General features: G+C 60.3%; 12 protein-coding genes. 3 read left to right on the forward strand and 9 right to left on the reverse strand.

Translation table 11 applies throughout. The features are described 5' to 3' along the window. The first annotated feature begins 190 nt into the window (after window positions 1-190). A complete protein-coding gene (gene gltA, locus HZR81_RS13710; RefSeq protein WP_003294794.1) occupies window positions 191-1,462 on the forward strand; it encodes a citrate synthase in 1,272 nt (423 codons plus the stop codon). 139 nt (window positions 1,463-1,601) lie between these two features. On the opposite strand, the gene HZR81_RS13715 is transcribed toward gltA, so the two are convergent. After that, complete coding sequence (locus HZR81_RS13715) at window positions 1,602-1,853, reverse strand: YkgJ family cysteine cluster protein (RefSeq protein ID WP_500128446.1); 252 nt, start codon at window positions 1,851-1,853, stop codon at window positions 1,602-1,604. A gap of 129 nt (window positions 1,854-1,982) precedes the next feature. On the opposite strand from HZR81_RS13715, the gene HZR81_RS13720 reads away from it, so the two are divergent. Both HZR81_RS13720 and ppnP read left to right on the forward strand, forming a co-directional pair. Further along, on the forward strand, window positions 1,983-2,324 hold the full coding sequence (locus tag HZR81_RS13720) for a DMT family protein (protein WP_003285450.1): 342 nt from the start codon (window positions 1,983-1,985) through the stop codon (window positions 2,322-2,324). A gap of 77 nt (window positions 2,325-2,401) precedes the next feature. After that, window positions 2,402-2,683 (forward strand): pyrimidine/purine nucleoside phosphorylase, encoded by a 282-nt coding sequence (gene ppnP / locus HZR81_RS13725; RefSeq protein WP_003302386.1) that lies wholly within the window; start codon window positions 2,402-2,404, stop codon window positions 2,681-2,683. A 126-nt stretch (window positions 2,684-2,809) separates the two neighbouring features. Here ppnP and HZR81_RS13730 read toward each other — a convergent pair whose 3' ends face one another. From HZR81_RS13730 to smc, 8 genes are all read right to left on the reverse strand, one after another. Continuing rightward, window positions 2,810-3,103 carry a flagellar protein FliT gene (locus tag HZR81_RS13730; protein ID WP_017245261.1) on the reverse strand — a complete coding sequence of 98 codons (294 nt, stop codon included), beginning with the start codon at window positions 3,101-3,103 and terminating at the stop codon, window positions 2,810-2,812. A 46-nt stretch (window positions 3,104-3,149) separates the two neighbouring features. Further along, entirely contained in the window at window positions 3,150-3,536 is a 387-nt protein-coding gene (gene fliS / locus HZR81_RS13735; RefSeq protein ID WP_026006571.1) for a flagellar export chaperone FliS, read from the reverse strand. 122 nt (window positions 3,537-3,658) lie between these two features. Beyond that, window positions 3,659-5,107 carry a flagellar filament capping protein FliD gene (gene fliD, locus HZR81_RS13740; protein WP_063543359.1) on the reverse strand — a complete coding sequence of 483 codons (1,449 nt, stop codon included), beginning with the start codon at window positions 5,105-5,107 and terminating at the stop codon, window positions 3,659-3,661. A 65-nt stretch (window positions 5,108-5,172) separates the two neighbouring features. Beyond that, entirely contained in the window at window positions 5,173-5,466 is a 294-nt protein-coding gene (locus tag HZR81_RS13745) for a flagellar protein FlaG (protein WP_003302379.1), read from the reverse strand. A 114-nt stretch (window positions 5,467-5,580) separates the two neighbouring features. After that, a complete protein-coding gene (locus tag HZR81_RS13750) occupies window positions 5,581-7,068 on the reverse strand; it encodes a flagellin (RefSeq protein ID WP_161612423.1) in 1,488 nt (495 codons plus the stop codon). 404 nt (window positions 7,069-7,472) lie between these two features. Next, window positions 7,473-9,839: an NAD-dependent DNA ligase LigA gene (gene ligA / locus HZR81_RS13755; RefSeq protein ID WP_500128448.1), complete on the reverse strand. Its 2,367-nt coding sequence runs from the start codon at window positions 9,837-9,839 to the stop codon at window positions 7,473-7,475. A 344-nt stretch (window positions 9,840-10,183) separates the two neighbouring features. Beyond that, a complete protein-coding gene (gene zipA, locus HZR81_RS13760) occupies window positions 10,184-11,017 on the reverse strand; it encodes a cell division protein ZipA (protein ID WP_063543367.1) in 834 nt (277 codons plus the stop codon). A gap of 182 nt (window positions 11,018-11,199) precedes the next feature. Further along, complete coding sequence (smc, locus tag HZR81_RS13765) at window positions 11,200-14,688, reverse strand: chromosome segregation protein SMC (RefSeq protein WP_500128449.1); 3,489 nt, start codon at window positions 14,686-14,688, stop codon at window positions 11,200-11,202. Window positions 14,689-14,750 lie beyond the last annotated feature (62 nt).

Raw genomic sequence — 14,750 nt, forward strand, 5'->3', positions numbered from 1 at the left:
TGCCACTAAAGGCTGATAGCGACCTCTATATAAATGCCGTAAACAGTGCACCCAAGCTGTACGCATCCCCCTGCAGAGCCCTCTACGGCATGGGTTCGCGCAAATTGACTTTGCGGTTTATCACACTATAGTGATGCGGGCCCTGCGTGGGGGGCCATGATGATTCCAAGCACAAAACAGGAGGCCATACATGGCTGACAAGAAAGCGCAGTTGATCATCGAGGGCGCTGCCCCCGTCGAACTGCCCGTTTTAACCGGTACCGTAGGGCCTGATGTAATTGACGTACGAAGCCTGACCTCCACGGGTCACTTCACCTTCGATCCCGGCTTCATGTCGACCGCCTCTTGCGAGTCCAAGATCACCTACATCGATGGCGACAAGGGCATCCTGCTGCATCGCGGCTATCCGATCGAGCAGCTGGCAGAGAAATCCGACTATCTGGAAACCTGCTATCTCCTGCTGAACGGGGAACTGCCGACCGCCGAACAGAAGGCACAGTTCGTTAGCACCGTGAAGAACCACACCATGGTTCACGAGCAGCTGAAGTCCTTCCTCAATGGTTTCCGTCGTGACGCCCACCCTATGGCCATCATGTGTGGCGTTGTCGGCGCGCTTTCAGCCTTCTACCACGATTCGCTGGACATCAACGACCCGCACCACCGCGAAATTTCCGCGGTGCGCCTGGTCGCCAAGATGCCAACCATCGCCGCGATGGTCTACAAGTACTCGATCGGTCAGCCGCTGATGTATCCGCGTAACGACCTGAGCTACTCGGAAAACTTCCTGCACATGATGTTCAACACCCCGTGCGAGATCAAACCGATCAGCCCGGTGTTGGCCAAGGCCATGGATCGCATCTTCATCTTGCATGCCGATCATGAGCAGAACGCTTCGACTTCCACCGTGCGCCTGGCTGGCTCCACCGGTGCCAACCCGTTCGCCTGTATCGCCGCCGGTATCGCCGCCCTTTGGGGACCGGCACACGGTGGCGCGAACGAAGCCGTACTCACCATGCTGGACGAAATCGGCGACGTGTCGAACGTCGAGAAGTTCCTGGCCAAGGCCAAGGACAAGAACGATCCGTTCAAGCTGATGGGCTTCGGCCATCGCGTCTACAAGAACTTCGATCCGCGCGCCAAGGTCATGAAGCAGACCTGCGACGAGGTTCTGGGCGAGCTCGGCATCAACGATCCGCAACTGGATCTGGCCATGAAGCTGGAAGAGATCGCCCTCAACGATCCGTACTTCGCCGAGCGCAACCTGTACCCGAACGTGGACTTCTACTCGGGTATCATCCTCAAGGCCATCGGCATTCCGACCAGCATGTTCACCGTCATCTTCGCCCTGGCGCGTACTGTCGGCTGGATATCCCACTGGAAGGAAATGATCGCCTCCGGCCAGAAGATCGGTCGTCCGCGTCAGCTGTACACCGGCCACACCAAGCGCGACCTGCCGCGTTAAGCGACAATCCCGCGCACGAAAAAGGCTGCCTTTGGGCAGCCTTTTTTGCTTTTCGTATGACCGTTAGCTAGTAGTGCACAGCTTCGAGCCGGAACCGCCAGAACAACGGGACCGCCAGGCAGCAAACCCAAGACTATCGCTACGCCGTCGCCTGCTCCAGCCAGCCAAGCAGACGAATCGCGTCCTCCCTGCTTTCCCCACAACAAACAGGTTCAGCCGAAAAAGCCGAGCACACGGCCGGCCGCCGCGGATCACCGAACAGCAAACAGAGAAAGTCAGCGCTTAATTGAATACAGCGCTCCCCAGCGCGCTTGCCATGAGGCATGCCAGGTATCGAGGAGCTAATGGAGGGCGCGATACAGCAGGCACCACAACCGGGGCGACAATCCATATAACTGCCACTCAGTGAAAAAACGGGCGCGATAATAATCCGGCCGAAGCTTACGCACCAGATGCGTCATTGCAGACGAAAACGCTTGGAAATACCCTAGCGCGTCATCATTTCGAGCCCACACCCACCATGCCTGTCTGGTTGCAAACCGCCGCCCTACTCTGCTGCTCCAACCTGTTCATGACTTTCGCCTGGTACGGCCACCTGAAAAGCCTGAACGGTAAACCCTGGCTTATCGCCGCATTGATCAGCTGGGGCATCGCATTCTTCGAATACATGCTGATGGTGCCAGCAAACCGCATCGGCTATACCGAGCTGTCGATCGGCCAACTGAAGATCATGCAGGAGGTAATCACCCTGATGGTGTTCGTTCCGTTCAGCGTGCTGTACATGCAGCAGCCATTGAAGCTCGATTATCTATGGGCAGGGCTTTGCATGGTCGGAGCGGTCTACTTCATTTTTCGCAGCTAGCACTTCTGCCAGGTGACGCCAGGCCTGGCGCTTGGGCATACTGGCGACCCTTTTCCCGACCCTGCAAAGGAATCCAAATGTTCAAGGTCAATGAGTACTTCGATGGCACCGTCAAATCCATCGCCTTCGACATGACTGAAGGCCCGGCCACGATCGGCGTCATGGCGCCAGGTGAATACGAATTCGGCACTGCGCAACTGGAAGTCATGCACGTAGTTGCTGGCAGCCTGGACGTGAAACTGCCGGGTAGCGACGCCTGGGAAACCTTTGCCAGCGGCAGCCAGTTCACCGTACCGGCGAACAGCAAATTTCAGCTGAAGGTCAAGGTAGACACCGCGTATCTGTGCGAGTACCGCTGAGACGCAGCGAGCACTCCCTGAGACGGTGGGTTCGCGGTGGATGAGCGAAGCGTCATCCACCCTACTCCACGCACCCTCGGTACCGCCCAGCTCTTCGCCGCGCGAAGAATCCAGCGTGACGGGCGTCTAGCCTAACGACCCGTAAGCGCGGCTGACCTGCTTGGCCTGATTCAGCCTGGTCAGCTCCGCGGCCAGCCGCTCACGCTCAGCGCGCCCCGCCCGCTGAAGCTCATCATACAGAGCCGCCACTGCGTCGATTTCCGCACGCAGCCCGGCATCAGCTGCATCTTCGTCGCACAATGATGCCACCAGCGCGCTGCACTCATGATCCAGCGAGCTGACCGCATCCCACTCCCCTGCGCTCAGTGCGCCGCGGAGCTTTTGCGCCAACGCGGCGAAGGCTTGCTTCTTCAACGACATCTTTTCCCCGAAAACGCGGTAAGCCAGCAAGCCAGCTTCAGGTGAATCAGCCCCTAGGCGCGATCTGATCCCAAGCCAGCTTTATCTCACCCAGAAGCTTGCCCACCTCGTTCAGTTTGTCGACATCATTATGCCGGCTCGCTTCGAACAGGCGCATCGTCATGTATTCATACAGACGATCAAGGTTGGCCGCCAGCTCGCCGCCAACATCCTGATCCAGCGCATCACGCAGCCCACCGATGATATTGATGGCCTTGCCGATCAGCACACCCTTCTCAGCGAAAGCCTCACGCTCCATCGCACCTTTGGCCTGAGCGATACGATCCAAACCACCTTGCATCAGCATCTGAATCAGGCGATGCGGGTCGGCCTCGGTAACCTGGGCTTTTACGCCAACCTGCTGGTATTGCCGCATTGCTGCCATAGCATTCATTTGGATGAGCCCCTTGCCACATCGATCTCACATACCTGTTTATCGGTCATCTGGCGCAGGACTTGAGTTTGTTTTGCAAACAAAAAACCGCCTACCGGCGGTTCTTGTATAAGCAGTCTGGCCTACTTTTTCGAATTGCTTCCTGCCCAAGGCAGGTTCTCCAGCGACGCGAGAAGGCTCGAAGACGTATTAGACAACTGCCCCACCAGCAGGTCCATAGCATTGAACTGCTTGTACAGTCGCTCCTGAAGCGAGGTGATACGGCGGGTGAGCGCCTCTTTCTGATCATCTATCTTGGTGATCGTCTCGGTCATTGCCTTGTTGCGCTGCTCGAGTATTCCACCGGTCTCGGTGTATGGCTTCAGCTTCGCATCAAGCCTGGAAGCCAACCCCTTGTCACCTGTGAACAGGCCCGACAATTCGCCGAAATTACCGGCCATCGCCTTGTCCAGCTTGGCGCTGTCAATGGCGAGCGTGCCATCCTTCTGTGTGGTGATACCAATATCGGTCAGCGCACGCAGTGCACCATCACCCTGCACGTTAACCAGCTCGTTGCGAATCGTGTTGAGCAAGGTGCGCGCCGTGGCATCGCCCACCAATGCGCCTGTTACGGGCGCCTTACCCTCACCCACCGATGTAACCTTGGTCTGCGCATTGATCACGCCGATCAGCTTGTTGTAGCTGTCGACAAAGGTCTGGATCTGGTTTTTAACCCCCGCCTTGTCTTCCGCCACCGCGATAGTCAGCGGTTCGTTTGCAACGGTTTTGGCCTTAAGGTCGAGCGTGACGCCCTCAATGGCACCATCGACTTTGTTGGTCTCGCTGATTACCTTCAAACCGTCGACATACAATTCAGCACTCTGTGCCGAGGTCAACACGCGAGCATCTTTGCCGGTGCCTGAGGTACCGTCGAAGTTCAATGCGGAAAGACCGATGAGCCCAGGTTCGTCTGCCCCGGTTGCAGTGACGGTAATATCGCGCCCTGCGCCCGTCTTGCTGCTACTCAGCACCAGTCGAGAACCATACTCGTCCGTGACAATGGTGGCGCTAACACCCATGTCTTTCCCGGCCGTGTTGATTGCATCACGCACACCGGCGAGCGTGTTGGTGTTTTCGTCAATCGTGACAGAAAAGGATTCCTTGGTGTTCGGCGCGGGCGGGATGCCTGGCACGCCAAGCGAGACCTCGAACGTTCCACTGGTAAAACGCGCCGGGGCTTCGGCCGTATTGGGAATCGCTGCCAATGCAACCTTGCTGCTGCTCGCCAGTGATTCGACTTCCAGTTGATAGCTGCCAGCTCCCGCGGCGGTTGACGCCGTAACGCCGACGAGGTCCGACTTGCTGGAAGTAGCCGAGCGCGCTTGGAACAGCTCTGGCTTGTTCAACGCACCCAGTGCAGTCTGGAAATCACTGATTGCACCCTTTAGCGCACCAACCGCCGTGATCTGCGTAGTGGTCTTCTTTTCGAGGGTTGCAAGCTGGGTTTCCTTCGGAGCACGTTCAGCGGCAACCATACTCGCAACGATGCTATCGATGTCGATGCCGGAACCGATGCCTGATACGCTTGCCATAGCTTCACCTCGTCAAATAAACCACACGACCGTATTGGATCGAAAACCAAACAAGAAACGTGCCGCTAGGCCTTAGCCTCGAATAACAGGCTGCGCATTTCATCCAGTCGCTCGGCCAGGCGCAGGATATCCTCGGACGGAATCTGCCGCACCACCTTGCCCGAGTCGCCATCCAGCACCTGCACCACAACCTGACCGGTGGAATCATCCACGCTGAAGTTCAAATCGCGCTGCAAGGTCTGCACCTGCGTGCGAATGCGCTCTACTGCTTCGTTTACATCTACTTTCTGTGGAGCCTTGCCAGAGCCACCTTCGCCCTGCAACGAAGAAAGCCCAGCTTCCTGACGAAAGCTGGGCATCGCGTTGCTCGACGAGGATGACGCAAGCGTGGCACTCGCTGCTCTTGCGACGTCCATGATTCACCTCTCAATGAATCGATGGGGTGGAATAACCACCCCATCGGTGAGCCTCGCTTACTGCAGCAGGCTGAGAACGGCCTGCGGCAGCTGCTTGGCCTGCGCCAGGATCGCAGTACCAGCCTGTTGCAGAATCTGGTTCTTGCTCAGATTCGCGGTTTCGGCGGCGAAGTCAGTGTCCTGGATGCGGCCACGAGCTGCGGAAACGTTCTCGGAGATGCTTTGCAGGTTGGCGATGGTGTTATCGAAACGGTTCTGCACCGCACCCAATTCAGCGCGAGAAGAATCGATCAGAGAAAGAGCACTATCAATTACCGACAGAGCTTTCTGCGCACCGATCTGACTTCCGATATCAATTTCGCTCACCTTATCTAGCTCAGCTGCGATAGCGGTAGTTGCTGAGTCAATACTAGTATCCGAAGCGGTAGTGGTGAACGAACTTGCGCTATCAAGACGAACCACCCCCATAGCACGGGACGAGTCGGTACTACCAGAAGTCAGAGTGGTAGTATCACTTGAGTTCTCGCCGGTGTAGTCATATACACCGAAGGTTGCAGTGCCAACACCCGCAGCGGCCGTAGTGGTGAAACCTTCGACTACAACATCGTCACCCGCTTCGCTAGTCAAAAAGACCTTGCCGTCTTTGATCTCAGCGGTGATACCAGTCTTACCGGACTTGGCGTTGATTTCTTTAGCCAGCTCAGTCAGATCACCACCAGCGATAGTTGCCCGAATATCTACAGCACCACCGTCCGTATCACCTGTCAGGCTAAATGTTACCGTACCGTCTCCCATACCAGAGAGCGCAGCAACAGTACGTGCTTCGGCAGTAACGCCGGTATCGGCAGTCTTCTGGTTGATGAGATCTGCAGCTTCTTTAGCGCTCTTGCCCGCGAGGGTAATGGCACCAGAGTTGTTTTCCCCATTTACTGTTATCGTGCCAGCTACGTTGTTAGCTCCAGCCGTTGCGGCGCCAGCAGCAACTTTCCCATAGCCGACGTTAGTGGCATTACCGGTAAGTGCGCTGGAGTAACTTCCAATTTGATCTGCTTGGAACGACCCAAGCGATACACTGATGGTCTCAAATGCATTCGCTCCGACCTGGAACGATTGGGATCCGAAAGAGCCGTCGAGAATTTTACGGCCACCGAAGCTGGTCGTGTCTGCAATCCGGTTCATTTCCTGTTGGAGCTGCGTCACTTCGTCTTGCAGAGCTTTGCGCTCAGAGCTGGAGTTGGAGCCATTAGCTGACTGCAGCGACAAATCGCGCATCCGCTGGAGAATATTGGTCGACTGCTGCAGCGCGCCCTCGGCAGTCTGCGCAAGCGAAATTCCGTCGTTAGCGTTACGCACCGCAACGCCCAGGCCGTTCACTTGACTCGTCAAGCGATTGGAGATCTGCAGGCCCGCAGCATCGTCCTTCGCACTGTTGATTCGGCTACCGGTGGACAGGCGCTGCATGGAGGTGGCCAGCGCGTTGGAAGAGTTGCTGAGATTACGCTGAGTATTCAGCGACGCGATGTTGGTATTGACAGTAAGAGCCATGGTGTTTGCCTCCAAGGGCGCTAGTTACTTTGGTTGCCTGAGCTTGCGACTCCGGGCCGGCTTGTGCCCAGGCACCCATTGAGTTCGCATTCGATTAGCTTATCGGCGCCGTTTGGGTTGGCTTTAGGGCAGATTCGAACTTTTTCGTGAGCCCGGTACCGCTCCAACGCTACGCCAGCACATCCATACTGCGGACTTGCTTGACTAGCTTTTCGGGTGAAGCGGGGAAAACTTTAGGGGATGGCTGAAGCCGTTTCCCTGACCTGGAGTCAAAGGGAGCTCGCTTACTGCTGGTAAGCGTTGCTAAACCAGTCGCGGCGAGGGCCGCTCCCACAGGTTCGGTGAAACATTTGGGGAGCGGGTATGACAGCGAGGCTCGCTGGGATGAGGCCGTTGCTGACGTGCTATGAACCAAGCTGTGCGAGACGCTCGAGGAATTGCGCTTCGTCGAGCACCGTCACGCCGAGTTCGTTGGCTTTGGTGAGCTTCGAGCCCGCGCCTGGGCCCGCCACTACGCAGTTGGTTTTGGCGGATACGGACCCGGCGACCTTTGCCCCCAAAGCCTCCAGCCGCGCCTTGCCATCATCACGACTCATGGTTTCCAGCGTGCCGGTCAGTACCCAGGTCTGCCCGGCCAGCGGGAGGCCTTCGGCGGCTTTCCGCTCGCTCTCCCAGTGCATGCCGAAATCCCGCAGCTGGGCTTCGATAGCGCGGGCGCGTTCGGCGTTCTCGGGTTTGTCGAAGTAGTCGCGCAGGGAGCGTGCGGCCTTTTCGTTCAGCCGTTCAACCTGGCGCAGGTCGAGCCAGTCGGCGGCGATGATTGCTTCGAGCGTGCCGAAACGCTCTGCCAGACGCTGCGCACCGGTGCGGGCGATATGGGGGATGTTGAGCCGGTCGAGCAGATCGGGCAGCGTCGCGCAGGCGGCGAATTCCGGGTGTACGTCGCCCTCCTCCTGCGGTTCGACGCCGCGTTCGCGCAGCAGCGCGATGACCGTGCGGTTGTGTTCGTCCTCGAAGAAGCTATGGATTTCATGAGCGACTTCCAGGCCGACATCGGGCAGGTAAACAAGCACATCAGGCAGCGCGCGACCTATGCGATCCAAGGAGCCCAGCGCTCGTGCCAACAACTTGGCGGTTTCCTCGCCGACATCGGGTATGCCAAGGGCGTAGACGAAACGCGCGAGGCTTGGTTTGCGGCTGGCGTCGATGGCGTTTAGCAAGTTGCGCGTGGAAATCTCGGCGAAACCTTCCAGCTCAATGACCTGCTCATGGGTCAGGCAGTAGAGATCCGCCGGCGATTTGACCAACCCCCTGTCGACCAGCTGCTCGACGATCTTGTCGCCCAGGCCGTCGATATCCATCGCTCGGCGCGATACGAAATGGATGATCGCCTGCTTAAGCTGCGCCTGGCAGGCCAGACGACCGACGCAACGGTAGATCGAACCTTCGCTGACCGACTCGCGGCCCTTGCTGCGCTTGATCAGCTGGGTGCGCTCCACGGCAGAACCGCACACCGGGCACTGCTCCGGCACATGCACGGCGCGCGCGTCGACCGGGCGGCGTTCGGCGATTACGCCGAGGATCTGGGGAATCACATCGCCTGCACGGCGCACGATCACCGTATCGCCGATCATCACGCCAAGCCGCGCCACTTCATCCATGTTGTGCAGCGTCGCGTTGGACACCGTAACGCCCGCCACCTGCACGGGCTTTAGCCGTGCGACCGGGGTGATCGCACCGGTGCGGCCGACCTGGAATTCGACATCGAGCAGTTCGGTGATTTCCTCCCGCGCGGGAAACTTGTGGGCGATGGCCCAGCGCGGCTCGCGCGCCCGGAAGCCCAGCTCACGCTGCTGGGCGACTGCGTTGACCTTGAACACCACACCGTCAATCTCATACGGCAGTGCGTCGCGCTTTTCACCGATGGCGTCGTAATAGGCGCGGCATTCGGCGACGCCCTTGGCCAGTCTCAGCTCACGGCTGATGGGCAGGCCCCAGCTTTTCAGCGCCTCGAGAATACCAATGTGCGTATCAGGCAGCTCGCCGTCGCTGCGGCCGACGCCGTAGGCACAAAGTTCGAGCGGACGGCTGGCAGTGATCTTCGAATCCAGCTGACGCAGGCTACCAGCAGCGGCGTTGCGGGGATTGGCGAAGGGTTTGCCGCCGCTTTCCAGCTGCCGCGCATTCAGCGCTTCGAACCCCGCCTTGGGCATGTAGATTTCGCCGCGCACCTCAAGTACCGCAGGCCAACCACTGCCATGCAGCTTGAGCGGGATGTTGCGCACGGTACGCACATTGGCGCTGATGTCCTCACCCGTGCTGCCATCGCCCCGGGTGGCGCCGCGCACCAGATGGCCGTTCTCATAAAGCAGGCTGACCGCCAGACCATCCAGTTTGGGTTCGCAGCTGTACTCGACCACAGCGTCATCGCCGAACAGGTCGCCCGCCGGCAGATCCAGCCCTTCGCGCACGCGGCGGTCGAAATCGAGCAGATCCTGCTCCTCGAAGGCGTTGCCCAGGCTCAGCATCGGTACTTCGTGGCGCACCTGACCGAACGCCGCCAGTGCCGCCCCTCCCACCCGCTGGGTTGGCGACTCGGGTGTCACCAGCTCCGGGTGCTCCGCCTCGAGCGCCTTGAGCTCATTGAACAGACGGTCGTATTCGGCGTCGGGAACGCTAGGTTCGTCGAGCACGTAGTAGCGGTAGTTGTGGGCGTCAATTTCGCCGCGCAGTTCGGCGATGCGCTCGGCGGCGGTTTGGGCGGAAGGCATAAGGACGGAGCCGTGACTGGGGCTGTGCTGATTCAGACCGCATCAGCGCGCCTTGGTTGATATGGAAGGCGTCGGATTCTAGCCGAATGCGAGTCCGAAGGCAGGTCTGCAAGTTCTGTTGGCTGGAGTCGGACTGGGCACGCAGCGTTGTGTGATGATCGCGCTGAAGCGAAGAGCTGGTGGGCTGAAGCCCACCCTACGGAGCTGACGTCACCCTAAAAGTCAGGGTACCGGTGGGCTGAAGCCCACCCTACGACAGTCTGCAGAGCGAGGCGACAGGCCAGTGAAAGCGAGTCTGCCCCTTCAAACGCAACACCGGGCGCGAGGCCCGGTGCAGTGAGTTATCAGCGTTGCTTGATGGTCATCTGCCGGCGTTCGAACTCGACGATGCGCTGGCGGTAGTGTTCGATGGTCTGGGCGGTCAGCACACTGCGCTGGTCGTCCTTCAGCTCACCGTTGAGCTCCTGGGACAGCTTGCGCGCCGCGGCGACCATGACATCGAAGGCCTGCTTGGGATGACGCGGCCCCGGCAATCCGAGGAAGAAGCTCACGGCCGGTGTGGTGAAATGATCGATATCGTCCAGATCGAAGGTGCCGGGCTTGACTGCATTGGCCATGGAGAACAGCACCTCACCATTGCCGGCCATGCTTTCGTGGCGATGGAAGATGTCCATCTCACCGAAGCGTAGGCCGCTTTCCAGGATGTTCTGCAGCAATGCCGGGCCACGGAAGCCGTGCGGATCGCGGCAGATGACGTTGATGACCAGTACTTCTTCCACCGGTGCCTGCTCTTTCGCCGGCTGCGCCTCGACATCGTCCGCGTCGCCGACGACCGGATCCAGCAGGGTCGGCACCGGCTCGTCAGTGCTCAGTTGCAGATCGCCCTGGTAAGGCTCGTCATGCCGGCGCTTCTTGCCCGCGTCGCGACCAGACTGGCGGGCGCTCACCGGCGGCATGTCGGCTTCGTCCAGCGAAGGCTCATGCTCACGATCCACCACGCGAGCCGGCCCTAACAGCTCGGTGGAATCATCGACATCGGGAAGGTTGGAAAGGCTGCGGTCCAGCTTGAATTTCAGCTTGCCCTTGCCACCGCGCATGCGACGCCAGCCGTCGAACAAAATGCCGGCAATGACGATGATGCCGATGACGATCAGCCACTCGCGCAGACCGATATCCATTAATGCATTAACCTCTGAATTCGATGATAAAGACGCAACAAGCGGTCACCTGGGACTGCTCTCAGCGCATCGTAAAAATTGTGCCCTAAGCTAGCACGACGAACGGTAGATTTGCACCGTGCGGTAGTTCTCTTTTTATGGGCTCTTCAGTATCAAAAACGCTCAAATGCGCGGCTTAATCCTCATGCTTCGGCCAGTGCCACGGCCTGTTCGACATCGACCGCCACCAACCGTGAACAACCCGGTTCATGCATCGTCACGCCCATCAGCTGATCGGCCATTTCCATGGCGATCTTGTTGTGGGTGATGTAGATGAACTGCACTTTCTCCGACATTTCCTTGACCAGTCGTGCATAACGGCCGACGTTGGCGTCGTCCAGTGGAGCATCGACTTCATCCAGCATGCAGAACGGTGCCGGGTTTAGCTGGAAGATCGCAAACACCAGCGCCAGCGCAGTCAATGCCTTTTCGCCACCGGAAAGCAGGTGAATGGTGCTGTTCTTCTTTCCGGGCGGACGCGCCATGATCGCCACCCCGGTATCGAGTAAATCTTCTCCGGTAAGTTCCAGATAAGCATTGCCGCCGCCGAACACTTTCGGAAAGAGCGCCTGCAGGCCACTGTTGATCTGGTCGAAGGTTTCCTTGAAGCGGTTGCGCGTCTCCCGGTCGATCTTGCGGATGACGTTTTCCAGTGTGTCCAGCGCCTCGACCAGATCATCGTTCTGTGCGTCGAGATAGCGCTTGCGTTCCGACTGCTGCTGATACTCGTCGATCGCCGCCAGGTTGATCGGCCCCAGACGCTGAATGCGCTGGCTCAGCCGCTCCAGCTCCGCTTCCCAGCTCGGCTCGCTCGCATCGGCAGGGAGAGTGCCGAGCACGCCGTGCAGGTCGTAGCCGTCCTCCTGCAGCTGATCCTGCAGCGCCTTGCGCCGGACGCTCAGCCCTTGCCAATCCAGCCGTTGCTGCTCCAGCTGCCCACGCAGGAGCTGTGCCTGCTGCTCGGCCTGCGTGCGCCGTTTCTCGGCATCACGCAACTCGCGGTCGGCGTCTTCCAGCGCCAGACGCGCACGCTTGAGCTCGTCCTCGACGCCCATGCGCCGCTCCAGCAGCTCTTCGAGCTTCATGCGCAGCTCTTCCAGCGGTGCCTCACCCTCCTCCAGGTTCAGCGTCAGCTGCTCGCGGCGCTCGATGGCGCGTTCGAACTGCTGTTCCAACCGCTCCAGAGCCTGGCGAGTCGACTCGTGCTGCGCCCTGAGCGAACCGACCCGCAACGCCAGCTGATGGGCATGATCCTTATGCTGCCGCGCCTCGTGGCGAATACGATCGAGCCGCTCACGGATGCCGTCGCGGCTGGCCAGCAGCGTCTCGCGCTGCTCGGTATCCTGCGCCATCGCTTCCAGCGCTTCCTGCAGCTGCAGGCGCGCTTCGCCCAGCTGTTCGGTCTCGATTTCGCGCTGTTCCTGCTGCTCGGCCAGTTCCTCGTCCAGCCGACGACGGCGCAGCGCCAGCTGTTCCAGGCGTGCCTGGCCGGCCGACAGCTTGGCCTTGAGGTCGCCATGCTTGCGTGCTTCTTCCTGTTGCTGACGACGCTGCTGTTCGCGCTCGCCTTCCAGACGGGACTGCTCGCCGCCCAGCACGGCGATGCGGTCCTCCATCGTCGCCAGGCTCGCTTCGCGCTCGTCACGCTCGGCCAGCAAGCGCTGCAGCTCCTGACCGCGCGCCAGTACGCCGGACTCTGCCTCGCTCGCGCGACGCACACGCAGAAAATGCCGGCCAACCCAATAGCCATCGCGACTGACCACACTCTCGCCCTCGACCAGCGACGCGCGCGCGGCCAGTGCCTGCTCCAGCGATTCGACCGGCCGCACGCGGCCCAACCAAGGCGAAAGATCCTGCGCCGATTCGACCCGTTCCAGCAGACTGCCAGGGCAGCGGACGCCGCCACGCGACGCGTTGGCCAGATTTAGCTCGCCCTGCTGGAAGCCCGCAAGCTCGACCTCGGCGAAATCATCCAGCAGCACCGCCTGCAGATCCGCGCCCAGCACGGTTTCCACGGCCAGTTCCCAGCCCGGCTCGACCCGCAGCCCATCTGCCAGGCGTGGGCGCTGCTCCAGCCCCTGTTCGCGCAACCACTCGGCGACGCCCTTGCCCGGCTCCATCGCCGCCTGCTGCAACGCCTCCAGCGACGCAATTCGCCCATTCAGGCGCTGCAGTTCACCTTGCGCCTGCTGCTGGGTTCGGGTCGCCAGCTGCAACTCTTCACGCAACTGCTCAAGGCGTTCATTGAGCGCTTCGCCCGCCGCGGCGAATGCTTCGAGCTCGAGCTCACTAGCGGCAAGCTGCTCGTCCAACTCAAGGATCGCGACATCTTCCGGGTCGGCCGCCAGCAACGCTCGCTCGTCATCCAGACGGCGCTGCCGCTCGGCCAGGCGCTCAAGGCTCTGCTCCAGCTGCTGGATGCGTGATTGCTGCACTTCCGCGGCGCGGCGCGGCTCGGCGCTGTGCTGGTTGAAGCGCTCCCACTGCTCCTGCCAGGCCTGCATGGCGGATTCGGCTTCTTCCAGCTGGGCGGCAGATTCCTCGGCGGCAGCGCCGGACAGCTCCTGCTCGGGCTCGAGCATCGCCAGCTCTTCACCCAAGGTAGCGAGCAGCGTGCGGTCGTGGCCAAGGTGCGACTCGGTCTCAAGGCGCGCCTGCTCCGCCTCGCGCAGGTCGTCCTGCAGCTGGCGCAGGCGCTGCTGGCCATGCTGGATGCTCTGCTCGACGCGTGCGATATCACCGCCAACCGAATAGAAGCGGCCCTGCACCTGATTGAAACGCTCGGACAGCTCATGGTGACCGTCCCGCAGGCGCTCGATGCTCGCATCGGCACTGCGCTGCTCGGCCACCAGTGCTTCGAAGGCGACCTCCTGATCGCCGATGACCTGCTCGCGCTGACCGACCTGCTCGTTCAAGGCCTGCCAACGAAGTGCCGACAGCTGCGCCTTGAGCTGGCGCTCTTCGGCCTTGTACTCCTGATACTTCTCCGCCGACTGCGCCTGACGGTGCAGGCGCTCGAGCTGGCGTTCCAGCTCTTCGCGCAGGTCGGTCAGGCGCGCCAGATTCTCGTGAGTGCGGCGGATGCGATTCTCGGTTTCGCGCCGGCGCTCCTTGTACTTGGAGATGCCGGCCGCCTCTTCGATGAAGTTGCGCAGATCCTCCGGCTTGGCCTCGATCAGCTTGGAGATCATGCCCTGCTCGATGATCGAATAGCTGCGCGGCCCGAGCCCGGTGCCGAGGAAGATGTCGGTGATGTCGCGGCGCCGACACTTCACGCCGTTGAGAAAGTAGGTGTTCTGCGAATCACGGGTGACGCGACGGCGGATGGAGATTTCGGCAAAGGCGGCGTACTCACCGGTGAGCGTGCCGTCGGAGTTGTCGAAGATCAGCTCGATGCTCGCCTGGGTCACCGGCTTGCGCGTGTTGGAGCCATTGAAGATGACGTCGGTCATCGACTCGCCGCGCAGGTTCTTCGCCGAGCTTTCGCCCATGACCCAGCGCACGGCGTCGATGATGTTGGATTTGCCGCAGCCGTTCGGCCCGACCACCGCCGCCATGTTGCTGGGGAAGCTGACCGTGGTGGGATCGACGAAGGACTTGAAGCCGGCGAGTTTGATGCTTTTCAGTCGCATGCGGCCTATCCGTGGCGATCAGCGGGAAAACGAACAAGCGGAGTCGCCATGAGCATCGGGAT

This window comes from Pseudomonas sp. LM13, from assembly GCF_041381355.1.
Lineage (GTDB): Bacteria > Pseudomonadota > Gammaproteobacteria > Pseudomonadales > Pseudomonadaceae > Stutzerimonas > Stutzerimonas frequens.